The 21,670-nt window shown below is 60.8% G+C and carries 19 protein-coding genes; 8 read left to right on the top strand and 11 right to left on the bottom strand.

Annotation, left to right across the window (positions count from 1 at the left end; genetic code table 11):
* Positions 1 to 5: 5 nt before the first annotated feature.
* The 7 genes from ACYVDM_RS14895 to ACYVDM_RS14865 all read right to left on the bottom strand — a co-directional run bounded on the left by ACYVDM_RS14895 (position 6) and on the right by ACYVDM_RS14865 (position 6,729).
* Complete coding sequence (locus tag ACYVDM_RS14895; protein ID WP_415792930.1) at positions 6 to 1,031, bottom strand: DNA topoisomerase IB; 1,026 nt, start codon at positions 1,029 to 1,031, stop codon at positions 6 to 8.
* 43 nt (positions 1,032 to 1,074) lie between these two features.
* Complete coding sequence (locus ACYVDM_RS14890) at positions 1,075 to 1,833, bottom strand: alpha/beta hydrolase family protein (protein WP_415792929.1); 759 nt, start codon at positions 1,831 to 1,833, stop codon at positions 1,075 to 1,077.
* A complete protein-coding gene (locus tag ACYVDM_RS14885) occupies positions 1,820 to 2,965 on the bottom strand; it encodes a DUF3182 family protein (RefSeq protein WP_415792928.1) in 1,146 nt (381 codons plus the stop codon). The genes ACYVDM_RS14890 and ACYVDM_RS14885 overlap by 14 nt, the downstream gene beginning before the upstream one ends.
* A 396-nt stretch (positions 2,966 to 3,361) precedes the next feature.
* Entirely contained in the window at positions 3,362 to 4,042 is a 681-nt protein-coding gene (locus ACYVDM_RS14880; protein ID WP_415792927.1) for a GntR family transcriptional regulator, read from the bottom strand.
* Between the two features lie 22 nt (positions 4,043 to 4,064).
* Complete coding sequence (locus ACYVDM_RS14875; protein ID WP_415792926.1) at positions 4,065 to 5,300, bottom strand: amidase; 1,236 nt, start codon at positions 5,298 to 5,300, stop codon at positions 4,065 to 4,067.
* Entirely contained in the window at positions 5,281 to 6,225 is a 945-nt protein-coding gene (locus ACYVDM_RS14870) for a polysaccharide deacetylase family protein (RefSeq protein ID WP_415792925.1), read from the bottom strand. Before ACYVDM_RS14870 ends, ACYVDM_RS14875 begins: the two co-directional genes overlap by 20 nt.
* A gap of 69 nt (positions 6,226 to 6,294) precedes the next feature.
* Positions 6,295 to 6,729 (bottom strand): nuclear transport factor 2-like protein, encoded by a 435-nt coding sequence (locus ACYVDM_RS14865; protein WP_415792924.1) that lies wholly within the window; start codon positions 6,727 to 6,729, stop codon positions 6,295 to 6,297.
* Between the two features lie 277 nt (positions 6,730 to 7,006).
* Here ACYVDM_RS14865 and ACYVDM_RS14860 point away from each other — a divergent pair, with 277 nt between their 5' ends.
* From ACYVDM_RS14860 to ACYVDM_RS14830, 7 genes are all read left to right on the top strand, one after another.
* Positions 7,007 to 8,191 carry an ABC transporter substrate-binding protein gene (locus tag ACYVDM_RS14860; RefSeq protein ID WP_415792923.1) on the top strand — a complete coding sequence of 395 codons (1,185 nt, stop codon included), beginning with the start codon at positions 7,007 to 7,009 and terminating at the stop codon, positions 8,189 to 8,191.
* A 20-nt stretch (positions 8,192 to 8,211) separates the two neighbouring features.
* Entirely contained in the window at positions 8,212 to 9,090 is an 879-nt protein-coding gene (locus ACYVDM_RS14855) for a branched-chain amino acid ABC transporter permease (RefSeq protein ID WP_415792922.1), read from the top strand.
* A complete protein-coding gene (locus tag ACYVDM_RS14850; RefSeq protein ID WP_415792921.1) occupies positions 9,087 to 11,570 on the top strand; it encodes a branched-chain amino acid ABC transporter ATP-binding protein/permease in 2,484 nt (827 codons plus the stop codon). Before ACYVDM_RS14855 ends, ACYVDM_RS14850 begins: the two co-directional genes overlap by 4 nt.
* Positions 11,571 to 11,723: 153 nt before the next feature.
* Positions 11,724 to 12,902: a CaiB/BaiF CoA transferase family protein gene (locus tag ACYVDM_RS14845; protein WP_415792920.1), complete on the top strand. Its 1,179-nt coding sequence runs from the start codon at positions 11,724 to 11,726 to the stop codon at positions 12,900 to 12,902.
* A 54-nt stretch (positions 12,903 to 12,956) separates the two neighbouring features.
* On the top strand, positions 12,957 to 13,712 hold the full coding sequence (locus ACYVDM_RS14840; RefSeq protein ID WP_415792919.1) for a FadR/GntR family transcriptional regulator: 756 nt from the start codon (positions 12,957 to 12,959) through the stop codon (positions 13,710 to 13,712).
* Between the two features lie 70 nt (positions 13,713 to 13,782).
* Positions 13,783 to 14,598 (top strand): enoyl-CoA hydratase, encoded by an 816-nt coding sequence (locus ACYVDM_RS14835; protein WP_415792918.1) that lies wholly within the window; start codon positions 13,783 to 13,785, stop codon positions 14,596 to 14,598.
* 67 nt (positions 14,599 to 14,665) lie between these two features.
* Positions 14,666 to 15,655, top strand: a complete 990-nt coding sequence (locus tag ACYVDM_RS14830; protein ID WP_415792916.1) for a Bug family tripartite tricarboxylate transporter substrate binding protein — start codon at positions 14,666 to 14,668, stop codon at positions 15,653 to 15,655.
* 9 nt (positions 15,656 to 15,664) lie between these two features.
* Here ACYVDM_RS14830 and ACYVDM_RS14825 read toward each other — a convergent pair whose 3' ends face one another.
* The 4 genes from ACYVDM_RS14825 to ACYVDM_RS14810 all read right to left on the bottom strand — a co-directional run bounded on the left by ACYVDM_RS14825 (position 15,665) and on the right by ACYVDM_RS14810 (position 18,978).
* Entirely contained in the window at positions 15,665 to 16,066 is a 402-nt protein-coding gene (locus ACYVDM_RS14825) for a hypothetical protein (protein WP_415792914.1), read from the bottom strand.
* A 21-nt stretch (positions 16,067 to 16,087) separates the two neighbouring features.
* Entirely contained in the window at positions 16,088 to 17,365 is a 1,278-nt protein-coding gene (locus tag ACYVDM_RS14820) for a TRAP transporter large permease (RefSeq protein ID WP_415792913.1), read from the bottom strand.
* Between the two features lie 42 nt (positions 17,366 to 17,407).
* Positions 17,408 to 17,908 (bottom strand): TRAP transporter small permease, encoded by a 501-nt coding sequence (locus tag ACYVDM_RS14815; protein ID WP_415792912.1) that lies wholly within the window; start codon positions 17,906 to 17,908, stop codon positions 17,408 to 17,410.
* A gap of 92 nt (positions 17,909 to 18,000) precedes the next feature.
* Positions 18,001 to 18,978, bottom strand: coding sequence for a TRAP transporter substrate-binding protein (locus ACYVDM_RS14810; RefSeq protein WP_415792910.1), 978 nt, complete (start codon positions 18,976 to 18,978; stop codon positions 18,001 to 18,003).
* Positions 18,979 to 19,100: 122 nt separating this feature from the next.
* On the opposite strand from ACYVDM_RS14810, the gene ACYVDM_RS14805 reads away from it, so the two are divergent.
* Positions 19,101 to 21,662: an ABC transporter permease gene (locus ACYVDM_RS14805; protein ID WP_415792909.1), complete on the top strand. Its 2,562-nt coding sequence runs from the start codon at positions 19,101 to 19,103 to the stop codon at positions 21,660 to 21,662.
* Positions 21,663 to 21,670 lie beyond the last annotated feature (8 nt).

Here is a 21,670-nt window from a genome sequence, read left to right as displayed (position 1 = left end):
CCGGGCTACGGTCGATCGGGCTGATAACCGCGCAGAAAATGCCACAAACGTCGTTCGTCGGCATTCAGGCCACGGGGCGTCGTCGGCGCCGGCGTACGAGCCGGCAGCGCGCCTCGCAGATAAGTTTCTAGAATCGCTGGATGGATGTAGCACTTCCGGCAAACCGCCGGCGTATTACTCAGGCGTTCCGCGACTTGCTTTACCACTTGAACCAGCGTGCGTTTTGCTTGTGCCTCATCGGCAGCCGGCTGATCCTGCAGCAGAGCGAAGGCCTGTACTGAACCCGCCCACGTGCGGTAGTGCTTGGCGGTAAAGCCCCCGCCGCCGGCGGTTTTCAAATACGTATTGACCATGTCTGAATCGATCGGCCGGGGCTGCCCCTCGGCGTCGCGGTAATGGAACAGCTGTTGACCAGGCAGGTCCATGCAACGCTTCACGATGCGGGCAATGCGGGCGTCATTGACGGTAACGTCGTGCGCCACGCCGCTTTTGCCCGTGAAGCGCAGCCGCAGCCGCCCGCCGGTCACGGCGGTGTGGCGGCGTTTTAGCGTGGTCAGTCCATAGGAATGGTTGGCGCGGGCATATTCGCGGGTGCCGATACGGATCAGTGTAATTTCCAGCAGGCGCACCAATACGGCCAGTACTTTGTCCTGTGATAGCGCCTGCAGATGCATATCACGCATCACTCGACGGCGGATGCGTGGCAGGCTGGCCGCAAAATCAAGTAATTGATCGTACTTGCCGGCGTCGCGCACGGCCACCCAGTCCGAATGGTAGCGATATTGCTTGCGACCACGCGCATCGCGTCCCGTGGCTTGCAGGTGGCCGTTGGCCGAGGGGCAGATCCATACCTCTGTATAGGCGGGCGGAATCGCCAATGCATCAATGCGCTGGATGACATCGGAATCCACGATGGGCTTGCCCCGAAGATCCAGATAACGAAACTTTCCCGACGGCATGCGCTTACGCGTAAAGCCTGGGCGTCCATCATCGACGTAAATCAGGCCGGTGTCTCGCGGGGGCGGGGTCACGGGTTGCTTCCGATCTGAATAGTTTGGCGGGATTGGCCGACCCTTAATGATCGGCCGCCTCGCCGCCTACCCGAGCGCCGACAATCATTTCGGTGGCCCAGTTCAGCAGAATCGAGGTATAGGCCCGCTGGGCTACCTTGTCGGTCAATGCATGATCGGCACCGTCGACGATGCGATGGGTCAGCGAATGGGCGCGGAGAAAGGCGGAGCGGTAATTCATGATGGTCGAATGCGGAATGAAGGTGTCATGCTGGGATTCCACGATTAACACATCCCCTGTAAAAGCTTCGCACGCGGCCAGCGCGCGATTCTGGTCCGGCGTCACTTGTGTCAGGCGGTACGCCGCCAGGCTGTCTCGGCTGAGCGAGCCTTTCGGGAGATCCCATTCCTCGTCGCGATAGAGCGCCGGCACGTGCAAGGCCAGCCATCTCACAGGACGCATGGTCGATAAGATGGTCGCCAGATAACCACCATAACTGCTACCCACGACCGCTATCTCTTCACTATCTATCGAAGGATGGCGCAATAACTGGTCGTAGGCTGCCACGACGTCGCGCAAGTTGTCGCTGCGCGACACGCGCGAGCGCTGAGACTCCGTGGCGGCATGGCCACGCAAGTCGAAGGTCAGGCAGATGCAGCCCAGGCCGGCAATGTTGCGAGCGCGCACCAAGTCGAACTTTTGGCTGCCGCCCCAGCCATGGATGAACAGCACGCCGGGGATCTTGGTCTCTGGCGACAAGAAGGTGCCGGACAAGTCCACGCCCTCTACTTCGATGGAAATGGGCTCGCTATGTGTCGCCATGCGATACGACTCCGGCTGATTTGCTGATGCGGCCTACATGGGGATCATCATCGTCATAGACGATACTGGCTTCGGGGGGTCTTGAGTCATCGTCGCCGTAGCTTTCGGTCGTGCGCGCGCGGACTCGCTGACGGTCAGGGTCGTGACTGAACACCTCGAGCGCGCAGGCTTCTGCCATGCTCGCGCCACCGGCCCGCCACGACTGCTCCAGCACACCACGCCGACACTCACCCGCCGCGCCCAGGCCTTCGGCGACATCATAGTTGCGACGCGAGGCGAAGAAGTCTGGATAGCATTCCTGTACGACCGCATCATAGCGTCGCGCGAGTTCGATAGCGTGCTGTAGCGGGGCGGGCCAATGCTGTGCCGATAGGGCATCGAAACCGCCACGTACGAACAGCATGTCCGAGCCACCATAGACCGCAGTGCCTTGATTATCGCGGGTCAGTTGCTGCGTGCCGACGTAACTGGCAGACATGCCGGGCAAGCGTACGGTGCCGACGCTGTACGTGACGACATCGTCCAGATGCTCTTCCAGTACCAGTCCGAACTGGGCCGTCTCGAGCTCGTCTTGCGCACGCAACGCCTCGCGTAGCCCGGCTTCGTCAGTTACTTTCACCTGACCGCGGCCTGCCGTGGCCTGCACCGGTTTGATGCGCGCTGCTCCGCTGCGTAGCAGCAGGGCACCGGCATGCAGGGCGTCCTCGATTGAAAATACGGTGTATCCGGCCAGTACGGCATCCTTCAATCGCGCGCCCATCTGGGGGGACCAGCCTGCGGGTGGGGACGCATGCGCTTCGTTCAACATAGGGTGCGTGATGGCTTTGGTGGCGACGAATTCGTAGGGCACGACCCCGCCATACAAGTCCGCTTCGCTATGAATGGAAAGCCGGGCTGCGGCTGAACTGCTTAGCGTCGTATTCGGTACATAGTAGATTTTCTCGTCAGCGCGACGGTGAGACTGTTGGTCAGGCTCATAGTCCACGGCGCATGCACACCCCAGTAAATTGGCCAATTTGCTGGCTAATGCATGATGACTGGCGATTTCGTGTGCGGAAGCGCCCAACCGTCGCGGGTAGGCAACGACTAGATCAGCATGGGAATCGGACTCGGGTGCGGACAGCGTCGGCATGGGCGGACCTTGTGAAGTCGGTGGTCGTCTGGCCCACGCACGTAGCGTGCCTGACGGGTCAACCGTTCAGCCAACGCATGACCAGTGCCAAAGCGGTCAGTAACAAAATTGCGCTGATCCAGGTGACGACAATTTTTCCGATGCGTTTGCGTTCCGCCTCTTTCATTGGTGCCTTCCTCGCTGCAATGGAATGAAGGAATTCCCGCTCGCCGGCAGGGCCAACGGCGTGCCGCAGTTTTCATGCCTGGGGGTTGTCGCGAGGGGCGTGTGCTGCCCAGAATGGTCCTTAAATGTTTTGAGGGGCTTGCAGGTCTGCTGTTGAGTACGCGTCGGCATAAACGTCGTCACCGCTCGAATCTGTCGTCAGATCAGATAGGGGCTAGCGGCAGATCGCCTTCAAGTCATCCCCAACATATCCGCCAAACTCAGTTCCGTCTGATCCTCCACCAATTGAATATGTGACTCCAGTTCTCGCAGGTGGTGATCCATTTCGACCACTGCTTGTGCGATCTTTCCTTGCTCTAGATAGTCCACCACACGCACGTGTTCGTCGTGTTCGCAGTGCGCGTTGCCCGGCGGCTGAAAGATCGCCACGACGAGTGAACAGCGAGAGATGACCTCCATTAGATAGCGCGCCAGGAGCGGGTTGCGTGACAGCTCGCCCAGTTTTAAATGAAAATCGCTAGCCAGGCGCGCCCATTCGGTTTGCGGCACGTCGTGCATGGCACGGTGCTCGTCGCGCAATTGGCGGCGCAGTAACGCGTAGTCGGCTGGCGTGGCCCATTGGGTCACGAGTGGCAGGATGGAGGCCTCTAGCGCGCGGCGGGCTTCGAAGAGCTTGCCGATTTCTTCGCGGGTGGGCATGGCGACGATCGCGCCGCGGTTGGGCCGCAGTTCGACGACGTGGTCGTGAGCGAGGCGATGAAGGGCCTTTTGCACGATGCTGCGACCTACGCCGAAGAGCTCGCACAGTGCAGCTTCCGGCAGCTTGGTGCCGGGACGCAGGCGCTGGCCCATGACACCGCTGACGACGGCTTGGTAGATACGTGTCTCGGTGTCGTCCGAATGTTTTTTCATCGTTTGATTCGTTTCAAAAAATTCACTCGACTTGGGTGCCAACGGCGCCGAGTTGCACACCGATTTCGGTGGCCAGGCTGATGAGCGCCAGGTCGCTGCCGGCGGGACCTAGCAGCGATACGCCGGCGGGCAAACCGTTGACATCGATGAAGGGGATGTTGACCTGCGGTAGCCCTGCAAGGCCGGCGATCGACGTGATGCGAAAGGTATTGGTGCGGATCGTGTCGACGGTGTTGGGCGCCGCCGTACGCGCAATCGCGGCGCTGGAGGCGGAGGGCAGGATGGCAATGCGATCCTCACCCAGGAGCGCGCGAATTTGGTGGCGCAGGCTGGCCTGCGTGGCCTGCGCTTTCTGCGCCGTGTGCGTGCTGATCCGGGCGGCGGCTTGCCAGCGCCCCTCGATGGCGGGGCTAAAGGCAGGGCGCGTACCGGTGATCCAGTCTTTATGTGTTTGCCAGGCATCGTAGGCGGACAGGGTGATATAGGTTTGCCGCCAGATTTCCAGGGGCGTGTCCGACGAGAGTGTGTGACTGACAGGCAGAGAAAAGCGGCCTTTCAGGGCGTCAGCGACCTTGTCGATGAGCGGGGCGAATACCGTGTCTGCCTGGGCGCAGGCATCGGTCAGCACGACGGCGCCACGCCAGGCGCGGGTGTCGGCGCCGGCCAGCAAAGTCTGGCCGACGCGTTTGAATACCGATGCGTGTGCGGCCAACCAGGTCATGGTGTCAAACATCGGAGAAAGGGGAACAACCCCTTTGGCGCTGAGGCGTCCGTGCGTGGTACGCAGGCCCCACAATCCGCAGTAGCTGCCGGGCACGCGGGTTGATCCGCCTGTATCCGTGCCCAGCGCGAAATCGACCAGACCGGCGGCGACCGCGGCCGCAGACCCGCTGGATGATCCGCCGGTGACGCGGTCTGGAGCACGAGTGTTGAGTGGGGCGCCATAGTGGATGTTCTCGCCGTGGATGCTGTAGGCGAGTTCGTCGGTCACAGTCTTGCCGTACAACTGTGCGCCAGCCGCCAGCAGTTGGGCGACGAGCGGGCAATGCTCGGTGGCTGGGTCGTGGGTATCGAGCCAGGCGGGATTGCCCGCGCCCGTGCGTTGGCCCGCCACATCGAACAGATCTTTGGCGGCAAAGTTCAGGCCGTCCAACGGACCGTTACCGGAAGGTGGGACGACGAAGCGCCCATGCGGTACCCAGGCACCGACGGTATCTTCAAAAGGCAAAACGGCGAGTTCAACGGGAGCGGCTGTCATTTGTGATTCCTGATTTAAGCGTATCGACATGGGCGCAGATCGCACCCGGTGTGGTGAACCAGACCTCGCCGCGATCGCGGTGCTCGGCGATGTGGGCCAGGGCGCGGCGCAGATGCCGCAAGCGATAAGGCTGTCCGACGAGATAAGGGTGCAACGCAATGCCCATGACGAGCGGCTGATGGCGCGATTGCTCAAGCATTTCATCAAAGTTGTCGATGATCAGTTGGGCAAAGTCCTTGGCATCCATGTGGCGCGCCACCATCATGGGGATGTCGTTGACTTCCTGGGGGTAGGGCACTGACCAGAGGGGGGATCCATTGCGGGTGCGTAGTGGGGTAGGCTGGTCATCGTGGCACCAGTTCAGGGTATAGCGGTAGCCGGTTTCGGCGAGCAGATCCGAGGTGAGGCGCGATTCGGCAATCCAGGGGGATAACCAGCCGCCGGGGCGTACGCCGGCGACGCGTTCAAAGCGTTCGGCGCAGTGGCGCAGCAGCGCGTGTTCCACGGCCTCGGAGTAGGCGCCTTGCTGTTCGGCGTTGGTGTGCCCGTGCGCGATCAGTTCATCGCCGCGCGCGATGCACGCCTGGATGAGTTCGGGGCAGTGATCGAGGATCGCCGTATTGGCTACGATCCCGGCGGGCAGGCGCAGGCTGTCAAATAACGCCAGGCAGCGCCAGGCGCCGACACGATTGCCGTACTCTCGCCAGCTATAGTTCAGCACATCGGGCTCACCAAAACTGGCTCCCAGTTTCGCGCCCATGCCACTGCCGAATGCGAAGTGTTCCAGATTGAATCCCAGATAGACGGCTAATCGGGCGCCTTGTGGCCAGTCATAGTCAGGTCGGCCGTGGATCGGGGAATAGTCGAAGCGATCATGACTGTTGAGCGGTCCGAATGGGGTATCTGTCGTTGATACGCTGTTCATCGTGAGTAGGAGGATCTGTGTATCGCGGTGTTCACCGCTGGGTGTGCATTGACAGTGGTGTTGGGCGCGTCATTGTGTGGCGAGCCCTGCCCGGACCAACATCCATTCGGCGCTGTCGTTCCAGACGTCCATTTCTGTGATCAGGCCATGGTTGACGACATAGCGGTCGACGTAGCGATTGCCTTCGAAAGGAGTCCCGTCGAGCCATTCTCCATACAACGTGCCGCGGTTGTAGACCACGGCATGTGTGTCGGTGGCGCCGGCCACGACGTCAGTGGATTCAAAACGCTTCTTTACCCATGCATAGCGCGCCTTGTTAAAGGCGGTGCACTCCGAGGGGTCGCGCATGGCGCGTCCACCCGTGAAACGAATACGCAGGTCGGGACTGACATAGCGACGCGCGCCGTCGGGGTCCGGTTTCATGAGCGTGATCAAGTAGGCGTCGACCAGGGCGCCGGGGTCAGTCGTGCTGACGGGCATGTTCGGGTTTGGTGCGTCGTGCATCGTTTTCTCCCACGGATTGCGCCGATGTGGTGCATAGAAACTGAAATCGTGATGGACATCGAGGCGTGATGCGATAGGCATCCACGCCTTATTGTCCTGACGAATTCATTGGATTGTCGTCAATAGAACCCCAGAGATTGACGACAAAAACTCATACGAGAACAAGCAAACACCATGCCAGGATGGCAACAAAATTTTTAATTGGCATGGGTTTTGCTTGAGTGGAGGGCAGGGCGGCTTTCGCGCCTTTGCCATCGACCACTTTTGGGAGCACCCCATGTCTCGCTTTTCTCGTCGCACTTTTGTTTGCTCTTCCCTTGCTTTGTTTTGTGTGGGATTGGGCGCAAGCGCTCAGGCCGCCGAGCCGATCAAGATCGGCTTGATTACTGCGTTGTCCGGGCAGTCGGCTCTAGCTGGGGAAGCCATCACGCGAGGGATGATCATCGCGATCGACGAAATCAATGCACAGGGTGGCTTGCTCGGGGGACGCAAGCTGGAGCTGGTGCGCCGTGACGACGAGGCGAACCCGGCCAAGGGCGTGGTCGCCGCGCGTGAATTGATCTACAAAGAAAAAGTGGCGGCGATTTTTGGCGGGCTGGATACACCGGTCTCGCTGGCGATTGTCCCGCTGGTCAATCAGGCCAAGATGCCATTCATCGGTCCCTGGGCCGCGGGCACGCCGATCACGAAGAACGGCGCCAAATCCAATTATGTATTCCGCGTATCGGCGGTCGATGAGATCGTCGATGTCGGCATGGTGGACTACGCGCAAAAGACCTTCAATAGCGCGAAGTTTGGCCTCATCATGGTGAATAATCCCTGGGGCGAGTCCAACCAAAAGGGCCTGGTTGCCGCGCTGGACGCAAAGGGGATCAAGCCGGTGGGCAGCGAGAAGTTCGAGGGTAGTGACGTAGACGTGGTACCGCAGTTGACACGTCTGAGGGCCGCCGGTGCTGACACCTTGTTGATGGTGGGCAACGTGGGCCCATCGGCCCAGGTCGTGAAGTCGCTGGACCGCATGGGCTGGAAGGTGCCTGTCGTATCGCATTGGGGCCCCGCGGGTGGTCGCTTTACGGAGTTGGCAGGTCCCAATGCCAAAGACGTGCATTTTGTGCAGACCTATAGCTTCTTTGGCAAACAGTCGCCCGTGGGTGAGAAGGTCGTGGCCGCGCTCAAGGCCAAATATCCCAATATCAAGGGACCCGAGGACATCACCCCGGCCGTTGGCGTGGCGAACGCCTATGACGCGATGCAATTGACCGCGTTGGCGATTCAGCAGGCGGGCTCGACCGACGGTGAGGCGATCCGCGACGGTTTTTACAAGATCGGCCACTACGACGGATTGATCAAGCAATACCGGCAACCGTTCTCGCCTGACGTGCATGACGCGCTGACGGCGCAGGACTATGTCTGGGCACAGTTCATTGATAACCGCATTCTGCCCGTCGGGCAGGCGAACTAAGGCCATTAGCGGAGCATGCAATGCAGTTAGTCGCGGCGCTAATCAGTGGCCTGGGCCTGGGCAGTATGTACGGTCTGATGGCACTGGGTTTTCATCTGACCTATTCGGTTTCGGGAACCGTCAATTTTGCGCAGGGCAGCTCCATGATGTTGGGGGCGGTGCTGTGTTTTACCTTTGCTCAGACACTAGGGTGGGGCATGGCACCCGCGATCGTGCTGGCGTTGCTGTGCTGCGCGCTATATGGCCTGCTGGTGGAGTTTCTGGCGGTCAGGCCGTTTGCGTCGCGCGGATCCAACGCATGGCTGATGTCTACCGTCGCCTTGGGCATTGTGCTGGATAACGTGGTGATGCATACCTTTGGCAAGGAACCGCGCAGCCTGCCTTCGCCCCTGGCCGTGGCACCCATTGACGTGGCTGGACTGGGTTTTGGTGTTTATCCGCTGCAATTGCTGATCCCGTTTATTGGATTTGCGCTGGCGGCCGCCTTGCATGGGGTGGCTCGGCGTACCCGCTGGGGCACGGCGCTGTTGGCCGTGGTGCAAAACCGTGACGCGGCGCGCTTGATGGGGATTCCGATCAAGCGTGCCGTGGCGGGGGCCTTTGCGCTGTCCACGTTGTTTGCCGGCGTGGCGGGCATCTTGATCGCACCGCTGTTTAACGTGAATGCCGATATGGGTACGTTGTTTGGCCTCAAGGCGTTTGCAGTCGCGATCTTGGGGGGGATTTCCAGTGCCTGGGGCGTGATGTTCGCCGGTCTGATTTTCGGTATGGCCGAGGCGCTTATCACCGTCACGCTGGGTTCGGGGCATACGCAGATTATTACGTTCGCACTGGTGATTGTGGTGTTGGCCGTCAGGCCCAATGGATTGTTTGGTCGGGCCGAGGTCAAGAAGGTATGAAACTCAAATCTCTTGCGGTGGGGGCGGTGATTGCGGCGCTGACGCTGATGTTGGCGTTTACGCTCAATAGTTACTACGTGTTCGTGCTGGCCAATATTGCCTTGATTGCGATCGTGGGTATCGGCCTGAATGTGTTGTTGGGGCTGACCGGCCAAGTGTCTTTCGGGCATGTGGGATTTTATGCCGTTGGTGCGTATACCGTCGCGATCTTGACGACCAAGGCGGGTTGGGATTTCTGGTCGGCGTGGGCGGCGGGCACCGTGTTGGCGGCGGCGCTGGGGACGGTGCTGGCGTTGCCCGCGTTGCGGGTCAAGGGACCTTATCTGGCAATGGTCACCATTGCATTCAGCTTCATCGTGCAGCACGCCATTGTAGAGATGTCCGATCTGACCGGTGGGCAAAGCGGCATCATGGGCATCATGCCGCCGCTGCTGGTAGCCAGTTGGGGACCGGAGCAAACCGTGACGGTATTGGCGGTGGCGGCGGTGGTGGTGCTGCTGATCGGATATCACCTCTTGTCGCGAGGGACATGGGGGGCGGCGATGCGGGCCGTCAACGATAGCGAGACCGCCGCGCAGTCGATCGGATTGAATCCGCTGGTGATCAAGGTGATTGCGTTTACCTTGTCGGCAGCCACGGCAGGTCTGGCGGGCGGGTTGTTTGCGCCGTTGTCCAGCTTTGTGACCGCCGAGACCTTCAGCTTCATGCAGTCGATCTTGTTCGTCCTCGTGGTGATTGTCGGCGGTGCAGGTACGATCGCGGGACCGCTTGTTGGCGCTTTGATCGTCGGGGTATTGCCCGAGTTGCTCGCTTCGCTGGAAAGCTATCGTCTGCTATTTTTTGGGGCGATGTTGCTGTTGGTGCTATGGGTCGCACCCGATGGTTTGGTCGGATTGTGGCGGCAGGTTTACGGCAAATTTCAGACGTCGATCGAACCCGTGCGCGAGAAGGCCGTTCAGGGTTCGCTGACCTTGCCACGGCGTGCGCGAGCGGTGTTGGCCGCACACGATTTGGGGATCACCTTTGGCGGCGTGCGTGCCGTCAGTGAACTGGAGATGCGGGTACCCAATGGTGCCGTGACGAGTTTGATCGGCCCGAACGGCGCGGGCAAGACCACGGCATTGAATATGTTGAGTGGTTTTTATCGTCCGTCGGACGGCAAGGTGATACTCGGGAATGATGCGCTGACGGGCTTGTCCGCGTTTCGTATTGCCCGCAAGGGTGTTGCACGCACTTATCAGACCTCGCAATTATTCGGCACGCTCAGTGTCGAGGACAACGTGGCGCTGGCGATGAGCCGAGGCCGATTGGGGGGCTTGTTTGCCGCGCGTCGTTTTCGCGGGGATGCGGCTCGTCAGCGCGCGCGGGCGCTCTTGGCCTTTTGTGGGTATCAGGGCTCGTCTCAGATCAGCGCGGCCGCGCTGGCGCACGTGGATCGTCGCTTGGTCGAAATCGCGCGTGCGCTGGCCACGGATCCCGATGTGCTGCTGCTGGACGAACCCGCGGCAGGTTTGTCACGCGAAGACAAAGATCAACTCGCCGCGCTGTTGCGCCGCATTGCGGAGTCGGGCGTGGGCGTTGCCTTGGTCGAGCATGACATGGCCCTGGTGATGTCGATTTCGGATCAATTGGTGGTGCTGGACGCGGGCAAGCGTTTGGCGGTGGGAACGCCTGCCGAGGTACAAAATGATCCGGCGGTCAAGCAGGCCTATCTGGGCGAGTCGCTCGATGCCCGCGTGAGCGAATCGGACCACTCGCGCACGCCCGGTCCGGAATTGCTGGGGGTTGATCGTCTGGTGGCGGGGTATGGTGCGGAGCCGGTATTGCATGGCATTAGCCTGCAGGTGCGTGCCGGTGAAATGGTGGCGCTGCTAGGCGCCAATGGCGCCGGCAAGTCGACCTTGATGCGTACGTTGGCCGGCTTGCATCATAGTCAGTCGGGCGCGATGCATATCGATGGTCATCAATTGGAGGGTCGTGCCGCCGAGGATATTGTCGGCCTGGGTCTGGTCCTGGTGCCTGAAGGCCGACAGGTGTTCCCGGAGCTTTCGGTGTTGGATAACATTCGCCTGGGCGCGTTTCTGGATCCCACGGATCGCGAAGCCCGCGTGGAAACCATGCTGCAACGTTTTCCGCGACTGCGCGAGCGACTGCATCAGCGTGCGGGTCTGCTGTCCGGGGGAGAGCAGCAAATGCTGGCCGTCGCGCGCGGCCTGATGAGTCGTCCTCGTGTGCTGCTGCTGGACGAGCCGTCACTGGGCCTGGCACCGAAAATCATCGCCGAGTTGTTCGCGGCGCTGGATCGCCTGCGCGACGAGAACATGACCATTTTGCTGGTGGATCAAATGGCGGGCCTGGCGCTCGCGTTGGCAGATCGCGCTTATGTCATGGAAAGTGGTCGCGTCGTGGCGCAGGGCACGGCAGAGGAGATCGCGGCAAATGACGAGTTGGCCGAGGCGTATCTCGGCGGGCACGGTTAGGTTTTGGTTTTGTTTGTTCGTCCGGTATGGCCACCGCCCGTCGATGTTTTATACCGACGGGCGGTGGTTATTTAGGGTTTTCCATGATGTAAAGCCACGATCGATATAAGTAGGATGTCCAACATCCTACAAATAACAATCGAGACAACAGTCATGATTTTTGCCCCGCTGGATCGCTTTACCGTGCTTGATTTGTCCCGCGTTCGTTCTGGTCCGACGGCGGTGCGCCAGTTTGCGGACTGGGGGGCGAATGTCATCAAGATCGAAGAGCCGAGCGAGGTTAAGGACGACAAGCCGGGCGGCGCGGCGAAATTCAGTGATTATCAGAATACACATCGCAATAAGCGCAGCCTGACGTTGAATCTGAAGCACCCGGAGGGCAAGGCGATCTTCCTGGAACTGGTCAAGCGGGCGGACGTGGTGGTGGAAAACTATCGTCCGTCGGTCAAACGCAAGCTGGGTATTGATTATGAGTCCCTGCGTCAGATCAATCCGGGTTTGGTTTATGCCAGCATTTCGGGGTTTGGCCAGGACGGGCCCTATGCGGATCGACCCGGTCTGGATCAGATTGCCCAGGGCTTGAGCGGACTGATGTCGGTGACGGGGGAAGCGGGGCGGGGCCCGATGCGGGCCGGGATTCCCATTGCGGATCTGAGTGCGGGCCTGTTCGCCGCCATCGGTATCCTGATGGCGTTGCTGGATCGGGAGCGCACGGGACAGGGACGGTGGTTGCATACGTCGCTATTGCAGGCCCAGGTCTGGATGATGGATTTTCAGGCAACGCGCTGGTTGATCGATGGCGAGGTGCCTGGCCAGTCGGGCAATGATCATCCCACTAGTTCGCCCACGGGCGTGTATCCAACGTCCGATGGTTATATCAACATCGCGGCCATGGGATCCAGTATGTTCGCGCGGTTATGCGATGTGCTGGGCATGCCGGAAATCAATGACGATCCGCGTTTCGCATCGGCGGGCCTGCGCGTCGAGAATCGCGCTGATCTCAATCGGGAGATCATTGCACGCACGATGACCGGTACGAGCGCGCAATGGATTGAGCGCCTGAATGCCGCCGGCGTGCCGTGCGGGCCGATCTTGTCGATGGACGCCGCGTTCGAAAACGAGCAGGTGCGGCATCTGGCGATGACGCGACGGGTGGCCCATCCGCAGCGCGGCGATATCGACATCATGGCGCCACCTGTGGTGTTTGACGGCGTTGAACGGCCGCCGGTGCACGCGGCCCCGGAAACGGGGGCGCATTCGGACGAAATTTTGAACTGGCTAGGTCTGGATGCGGCAGCGTGCGATCGTTTGCGCGCCGCGGGTGCCGTGTGACACCATCAGGCCCCCCGTACGCGACGTTCGACTCGCGGCTTTTCCAGGACTGTCATGGCCAATCCCAAACCTGCATTTGAATCTGCTTTGTTCGATAGCCTGAACAGGCCCGACAACTTGCCCGACGAGATTGCGCAGCAGATACGTCAAAAAATCGTCAGCCAGGCTTTTGAACCTGGCCAACGTTTGCCGACTGAGCTGGAGCTTTCTCAATCGTTCGGCGTGAGCCGTAACGTGGTGCGCGAGGCGATTGCCCGCCTGAAACTGTCCGGCTATATCGAGACCAAGCGCGGGGTGGGAAGTTTTGTCGCGTCGGAACCGGGGCCGCACAATTTCGAGATTTTGCCGGCCGATTTGCTCCACGCCGACGCCCTGGAGCAGGTGTACCAATTGCGCGTGGAGATCGAGGCGGGCGCGGCGGCACTGGCGGCGCAGCAGCGCACGGAGGCCCAGTTGGAGACGTTGCGACAGGCTTTGTTGCGCGTGGATGCGGCCGGTGCGGATTGGCGCCATGGTGCCGATCGCGCTCTGGATTTTCATATGGTCGTTTGTCAGGCGACGAATAATCCGTACTTTGTTCGTTTGCTGTCGCTATTTGGCCGGGCCATTGGTGATGCGGTACGCACGTTGCGGTACGCCAGCGCCGGCACGGATCGCGTGGCGCAGATCGAGGCGGAGCATCATCGCATTTTTGATGCGATCGTGGCGCGTGACAGTGACGCTGCACGCGCCGCGATGCGTGAGCATCTTTCAAATGGTATGCAACGCCGGCGCGCGCTATTGCAAGACGCCGCGACGAAATCTGAATAGTTTTTATAACGTTCTTTCGCCGAGTGTCGCGTGACATGGGGCGCAGATCATCGATCAGGGAAAAACACTCATGAGCACGCAGCGCATTTTGCAAGGCCGCATCACGGAAAATCTGATTGTCGAAAAACGCGGGGCGGCGGGTTGGATTACGTTCAATGACCCGGGACGCCACAATGCGGTGTCCTACGACATGTGGGATGCGATTCCACAAACCTTGCAGGCCCTGAAGGAAGATCCCGAAATACGTGTCGTGGTGTTGACGGGAGCCGGCGAACGCGCGTTTGTGAGTGGCGCCAATATTTCGCAGTTCGACAAGCTGCGCTCGGGCGAAGAGGCGGTGCAGGCCTACGAAAAGGTCGCGGAAACCGCGCAGTTGGCGCTCTACGATTACGACAAACCCACCATCGCGCGTATCAAGGGATACTGCATCGGCGGTGGCCTGAATATTGCATTGTGTTGCGATCTGCGTATCGCGTCCGACGACAGCACTTTTGCCATTCCGGCGGGCAAGCTGGGCTTGGGTTATCGAATGACCGCGATTCGTAATCTGGTGACGGTTGTCGGCCCCGCGCGCGCACTGGAGATTTTCCTGACAGCGGCGCGCTACACCGCCGATGAGGCGCAAGCGCGCGGCTTGCTGCATCACGTGACGCCGGCCAGCGAGCTGGACCAGTCGGTTCAGGACTATGTCTCTCAGATCTCGGTCAATGCTCCTCTGACCCTGTTTGCCGGCAAAAAAATGATTCGCCAGATGCAGCAATTAGGCGCGGAAGTCGATACGCAGGCGATGAAGCAACTGGTCATGGCGTGCTTCGAGAGTAACGACTATCGCGAGGGGCGCAAGGCTTTTGCCGAAAAACGTAAACCAGATTTTACCGGCACGTAAGTCCCCAGGCTGTCGCGTTATCGGTCAGACCTGTTCAACATTCATAAAAAGACATTCGGAGACAACCATGAGAGGAATTTCCAGAAAGGGGATCGCCATCGCGACGATAGCGTTGGCGGGCGTGGTCGCCCAGCTGCCGGTGGCGCAGGCGGCCTATCCCGATCAGCCCATTCGCATTGTGGTGGGTTATGCAGCGGGCGGCACGACCGATATCCTGGCCCGCGTGCTGGGCGAGCAGTTGGGCAAGGAACTCAAGCAATCGGTCATCATTGAAAACAAGCCGGGCGCAGCGGGAAATATCGCCGCGTCATATGTACAGGGTTCTACGCCTGATGGCTATACGTTGTTTATGGCGACCGTCGCCAGCCATGGGATTAATCCCTCTTTGTACAAGCGAACGCTGGGCTACGACCCGATAAAAGGGTTTGAGCCTGTCGCGATGGTGGCATCGATTCCGCTGTTGTTGATTGCAAACCCGACGTTGTCGGTCAAGAGCGTCGATGATCTGGTCGCGTTGGCAAAATCCAAGCCGGGTCAACTGAACTATTCGTCAAGCGGTAACGGTTCGCCTGTGCATTTGGCGGGCGCGATGTTTGCGCAGCAAGCCGATCTGGATTTGGTCCATGTGCCTTATCGGGGCGGGGCGATGGCGAATACGGCGGTGATGTCGGGCGAGGCACAGTTCAGCTTTGCCACGTTGCCCGGCGCGATCTCGCAGGTCAGGGCCAATAATCTAACGGCATTGGCGGTGACGACGCCTGAGCGTTCATCCCAGTTGCCCGATGTGCCGGCGTTGGGGGAGCTCGATGGCTTTAAGGGCTTTGATATCAATACCTGGAATGCATTGATGGCGCCCACAGGAACGCCGCAGACGGTCGTCGAGACGCTGAATGCGGCGGTCAATAAGGCGATGGCGTCGCCCGCGTTGCGCGCGCATTTTGAAAAAGAAGGCGCGATGCCGACTCAGAGTACGCCGGCCGAGCTGCGGGATTTCATCGCGAGCGAAATTGACCGGTGGGCCAAGGTGGTGTCGTCCGTGAATATTCGCGTGGATTGAGGGGCGGGCCTAGTTGCCACCCAGCAAGTCATAGGAATCCAGCAGCGCAAAAACGATTTCGGGGTTCCGGTCCAACCCGCGCCGTATCGCCGCGGGAATCGTCTGCCGGGTCTTGTTGCACAGGCCCGGCTGATTGGCGATCTCGATTTGCAGGCCGCGCACCGTGCGGACCTCGTTCGGACCGGGCGCGACGGTGAGTGAAATCCCCAGCAAGGCGTGCATGCGGTCTTGCATGTGCCGTAGATCATCCAGGCTGCTGAGGTTTTCCAGGCGCGCGACGAGTTTTTTTTCCTCGTCGCGCGTCAGTTTCAGGATACGAATGTCCCCGCCAGGCGCCTCGAGCAATTTGTCACGATCGCAAATACAGGCCCCGGGGGGGCACTCTTGGCGGATGGGGAACGGAACAGTCATCGTACAGGCAACACAAGCGGGCTATTTGGCGTAGACCAGATCCCGCAGCCCCAGCGATAGACCTGGCCAATACGTGATTACCATCAGGCAGGCAATGACGACCAATACGAATGGTATCAAGGGTTTGATCAAGCGTTCCAGTGGTACCTTGGCCACCGCGCATGCGGCGAACAAGTTGACGCCAAAGGGTGGCGTAATCATGCCCAACGCCAGGTTGACCACCATGATGATGCCGAAGTGCACGGGATCGATGCCGAACTGGATGGCAACGGGCAGCAGCAAGGGCGCCAGCACCACGACCGAAGCCGAGGTTTCGATGAACATGCCAATGATGAAAAGGCAGGCGTTGACACCCAGCAGGAACATCGTCTCGTCGTGAAAGATCTGTCCTAGCCAGGTCCCCAGTGCGTTAGGCACGCCCGCGCGGTTGAGCAGAAAGCTGAATACGCCGGCGTTGGCGATAATGAACATGATCACCGAGGTCGAGATCACCGAGCGGTGCAGGGTCTGCGACAGTGTGCGAAAGCTCAGTCGGCCATAGACGAATTTGCCGACGAGGATCGCGTACATGACCGCGACGACCGAGGCTTCGGTGGGGGTAAAGATCCCGCCGTAGATCCCGCCCAGAATGATGACGGGCATCAGTAGCGCCAGCCAGGCGCGCTTGAATGAGGGCCAGAGCGGCAGGCGGTCTTCTCCGTCGCGCTTGCCCAGTCCATTGCGCTTGGCGTAGAGCCAGACGTACACCATCAGGGCGATGCCGATCAGGGCACCGGGCAAGATACCGGCAATGAAGAGTTCGCCGGTGGAGGTGTCGGTCGAGACGGCAAACAGGATCATCGGTACCGATGGCGGGATGATGACGCCGAGCTCGGCGGCACTGGCTTGCAGCGAGGCCGCAAACGGCGCGGGGTAGCCGTGGCGCACCATGGCGGGGATCAGGATGGCGCCCACCGCAAAGGTCGTGGCGACGCTCGAGCCCGCGACCGCCGCGAAAATCATGCAGGTCAACACGCAGGTGCAGGCCAGGCCGCCCTGAATGCCGCCTACGACGCTTTTGGCGAATTCGACCATGCGTTCCGAGATGCCGCCGGCCTCCATGAGGTTGCCCGCCAGGATAAAGAACGGTACGGCAACGAGCGGGTATTTATCGAGCGCGGCGTAGAGTTGCTGGGCGATAACCAGCCAGGGCAGGCCGGCGATGGAGACGCCGGTAGCGCTGGCCAAGCCGATGGCGATCGCGACGGGTACGGATAGCCCGAAGAAGATCAGCATCGTAAGGAGCATTAATTGGGACATGGCAGAAGGCCCGGATACTGTGCAATAGAGGAATGAGGAAGATCAGCCTTGCGCGTCGTTGCGCACGGGGGCCGGTTCGTCGGCGCCGAGCAACCAGCGCGTCAATACCGCGATCGCCGCGAGCGTGCAGCCGATCGGGATCGACACATAAATCCAGGAGATCGGGATGTTGAGGCTGGGTACGTTCTGAAAGCGAACGCGATAGGTCATCTGACCGCCGACCCAGGCAAGGAACACCAGAAAGACCACGCAGACGATCGCGATGACGTGTTCCAGCAGGCGTCGCCGGGGGCCCTGCAGCAGGTTGTGCAGGAGTTCCACGCTGATCATCGCGCCACGGCGAAAGGCCAGCGAGATACCCAGGAACACGGTCCAGATCAGCAAGGCGCGCGTCAGGACTTCGCTCCAGTCGGCGGGCGACTGCAGCACGAATCGGGCGATGACTTGATAGAAAGCGGCCAGTGCGGCGCCGACGAGCAGAATTTGGGCGAGGACCGATACCACCTTGAATAAGGTGCTTTCGGCAAGGCGAAGCATACGCATGGTGAATTCCGAATGCGGACGTGAGGGAAACAAAGTGAAGCAGGCATGGCGCAGATGTCGTGATGACAATCTCGCCATGCCGGGGGGACAGATTATTTCGTATCGCGGATCGCGTCGATCAGCTTTTTGTCGAACTTTTTGTAGTACTCGGGGTAGACCGTTTCCACAAGGGCCGCGAAAGCGGGGCGGTCGACGTCAGTGGTGACTTCCATGCCTTCCTTGCGCAGTTGTGCAACACCTGTTTTTTCGATGTCGTCGACGTAATCGCGCATGGCTTGGGCCGAGGCCTTGCCAGCTGCTTTGAACTTGGCTTTGTCTTCGTCAGACAGGCCGTCGTAGACGCTGGCTGACATGAGTACCAGCGCGGGGCCGTAGACGTGGCCGGTCAGCGACAGGTGTTTCTGGATCTGCGACAGCTTGGCCGAGGTAATCACCGACAGCGGGTTTTCCTGGCCATCGATCGTGCCTTGTTGCAAGGCGGTGGCGACTTCGGGCCAGGCCATGGGGGTGGGCAGGATGCCGATCGCGCGGAAAGCCGCGATATGGATCGGGTTTTCGGTGGTGCGGATCTTCAGGCCCTTGGCGTCCGCCGGGGTCTTTACCGGGCGTACGTTGTTGGTCAAGTGGCGAAACCCTTGTTCGCCCCAGGCCAGGGCTACGATGCCGCGGTCGGGAAATTTGGCGAGCATGTCTTGACCAATCTTGCTGTCGAGCACCTTGCGGGCATGGTCCAGATCGCGCAGCAGGAAGGGAATGTCGAATACCCCGGTCTCTGGTACGAAGTTCAACGTGGCGCCAGTCGAGACGATGGCCATGTCGATGGTGCCGATTTGCAGGCCTTCGATGACCTCACGTTCGCCGCCCAGCGCGCTGTTGGCGAACTGTTCGACTTTGTACTGGCCGTTGGTGGCCGTTTCGATAGACTTGGCAAACGCGTCGGCGCCTGCCCCATAATGGGACGAGGTCGACAGGGCGTAGGCCATTTTCAGAGGGGTTTGAGCAACGGCGGGCAGCGCAGCGGTAGCGGCGCAGGCAGCAAAAATCGTGGCGGCAAGCCAAGTCTTGCGCATGGTGTCTTCTCCTTGTGTTAATGAGATCTAATATTCTCGGTCGCATGTTACGCCCAGCGCGCATCATAGCGGCATTCACCTGACAATCGGCCATTGAAACGCCGATTGGTTACCATTGCGAAATGATGGATTTCCCTGACTCCTCCTCTTCTTTGCCGTCCACCGAGCGCGTTTCCCGTCGGCGCGGTCCCGGTTTTTTGGCCACATTACGCCAGGGCGCCCGCATGATGATGCGCGACACGCGCGCGGGTGAGCTGCGCCTGCTGGTGCTGGCGCTGGTGGTTGCGGTGGCCGCGGTCACCAGCGTAGGATTCCTGGCGGACCGGGTTGGCCGGGCGCTGGAGCGCGACGCCGGCCAGATGTTAGGTGCGGATCTGCTGTTGGATGCGGACGAACCCATTGCGGCGGATTTTTTCGACGCCGCGCGCGAACGGGGGCTGGAGGTGTCCCGCACCTGGCAGTTTCCGTCGATGGCCAGCGTCGGCGATGCCGCACAATTGGTCTCGCTCAAAGCGGTGGAGCCGGGCTATCCGCTGCGCGGCAGCCTGAAGGTCGCCGACGACCCCTATACCGGGGGCGCCGACACGCGCGATATCCCGGCGGCGGGAACGGTCTGGGCGGATGCCCAGTTGCTGGCGCTCTTGGGCATTGAGGTAGGTGACACGATCGGCCTGGGCGATAGCCGGTTGCGGGTGACGCGTGTCATTACCTATGAGCCCGACCGGGGCATGCAGTTCGTGAACGTGGCGCCGCGCGTGATGATGCGCGCCGACGACTTGCCCGCCACTGGCCTGATCGCGACGGGCAGTCGCATCGGTTATGCCCTATTGGCGGCGGGCGAGCCCGACGCGGTGACATCGTATTCCCAGTGGTTGAACGAGCATCTGCAACGCGGACAAAAATTGGCAACCGTGGCGTCCGGTCGCCCCGAAGTCCAGCGCACGATGGACCGCGCGCAGCGGTTTTTGTCTCTGGTGGCCTTGCTGGCGGTACTGATTTCCGCGGTGGCCGTCGCGCTGGCGGCGGGGCGTTTTATGACGCGTCATCGTGATGGCATCGCGATCATGCGCTGCCTGGGGGCGGTTCAGCAGCAGGTGACGCGCATGTTGCTGCTGGAGTTCACGTTGGTCGGCCTGTTCGCGTCGGCCGTGGGCGGTCTGCTGGGATTTGCCGTGCATCAGGGCCTGGTGCTGGCGCTGGGCAATCTGATTGATACCCAACTGCCCGCGCCGTCGGCGATACCTGCCTTGCAGGGCCTGGTGACGGGCGTATTGCTGTTGCTGGGCTTTGCGTGGCCCGCGCTGGCGCAGTTGCGCCACGTCCCGCCGGCACGAGTACTGCGTCGCGATGCCGACATGGTGCGGGCGCGCAGTGCTATCGGTTATGCCTTGGGGGCCGTGGGGTTCGCTTTACTGATCGCGTGGTTTGCCGGTGATGTCCGCTTGGGTGCCGTGGTGGCCGGTGGTTTCCTGGGGGCGTTTGGCGCCTTTGCGCTGGTCGCCTGGCTTTGTGTCCTGGGCCTGGCGCGGCTGCGCGGCCTGGTAACGGGCATGCCTACCCTGCGTTTCGCACTGGCGGGGGTCGTGCGGCGACGCGCGGCAACGATCACCCAAGTCTGCGCACTGGCGATCGGCTTGATGGCCCTGTTGCTGTTGACCATGACGCGTACCGACTTGGTCGCAGGCTGGCAACGCACCTTGCCCCCGGATGCGCCCAATCGATTTCTGATCAACATCCAACCGGATCAGCGCCAGGCGGTGCAGGATTTTCTCAGCGCACATGACTTAAATAACGTGACGCTCTGGCCGATGATCCGTGGGCGCCTGATAGCTGTCGATGGTCGCCCGATCGGCCCCGACGACTACGAAGACCCGCGTGCGAAACGGCTCGTCGACCGCGAATTCAATCTTTCATACGGGGAAAATCTGCCCGCCGCGAATCAGATCGAGCAGGGCCGCTGGCTGAATCCGGATGCCCCCGAGGTGTCGCTGGAGTCGGGTCTGGCGGAGTCTTTGCACTTGGCGGTGGGGGATGTGCTGACCTTCGATATTGCCGGCCAGCAGGTCGAGGTCACCGTGGCGAGCACGCGCAGCGTGGACTGGGATTCCATGCAAGTGAATTTCTTCGCCGTGCTGTCACCCTCGGCGCTCGAGGGTATGCCACAAAGCTGGATCACGTCCTTTCATTTGCCACCCGAGCAGGCCACGCTGCCACGCGAGCTCGTCCGGCAGTTCCCGAACCTGACCGTGTTCGACGTGGGATCCATCCTGAATCAGCTGCAGTCTGTGCTGGATCAAGTGATTACCGCGGTACAAGTGCTATTCATCTTTACGCTCGCGGCGGGCATCCTGGTCCTGGCGGCAGCACTGACCGCTACCCGCGACGAACGTATCCGCGAGGCTGCCGTCTTGCGCTCGCTGGGCGCCACACGTCGCCAATTGGCGCGTACCCAACGACTGGAAGTGCTGGCCGTGGGCGGCCTTGCGGGCCTGCTGGCGGCCGCCGGGGCCAGCGCCATCGGTTGGGCGCTCTCTGTCTATGTGTTTGATTTCCAGATCACGCTGAGCCTCTGGCCCTGGCTGGTCGGTATCGGTGTCGGCATGCTGGCCGCTTGGGGCGGTGCCGCCTTGGCCCTGCGCGGCGTGCTGCGTACGCCGCCCCTATTGACGCTGAGAGAGGCCTGATGGAGATC

This window comes from Bordetella tumulicola (genome assembly GCF_054779135.1).
The sequence above is the reverse complement of the archived record's forward strand: the minus strand, read 5'-3'. Positions and strand labels throughout refer to the sequence as shown.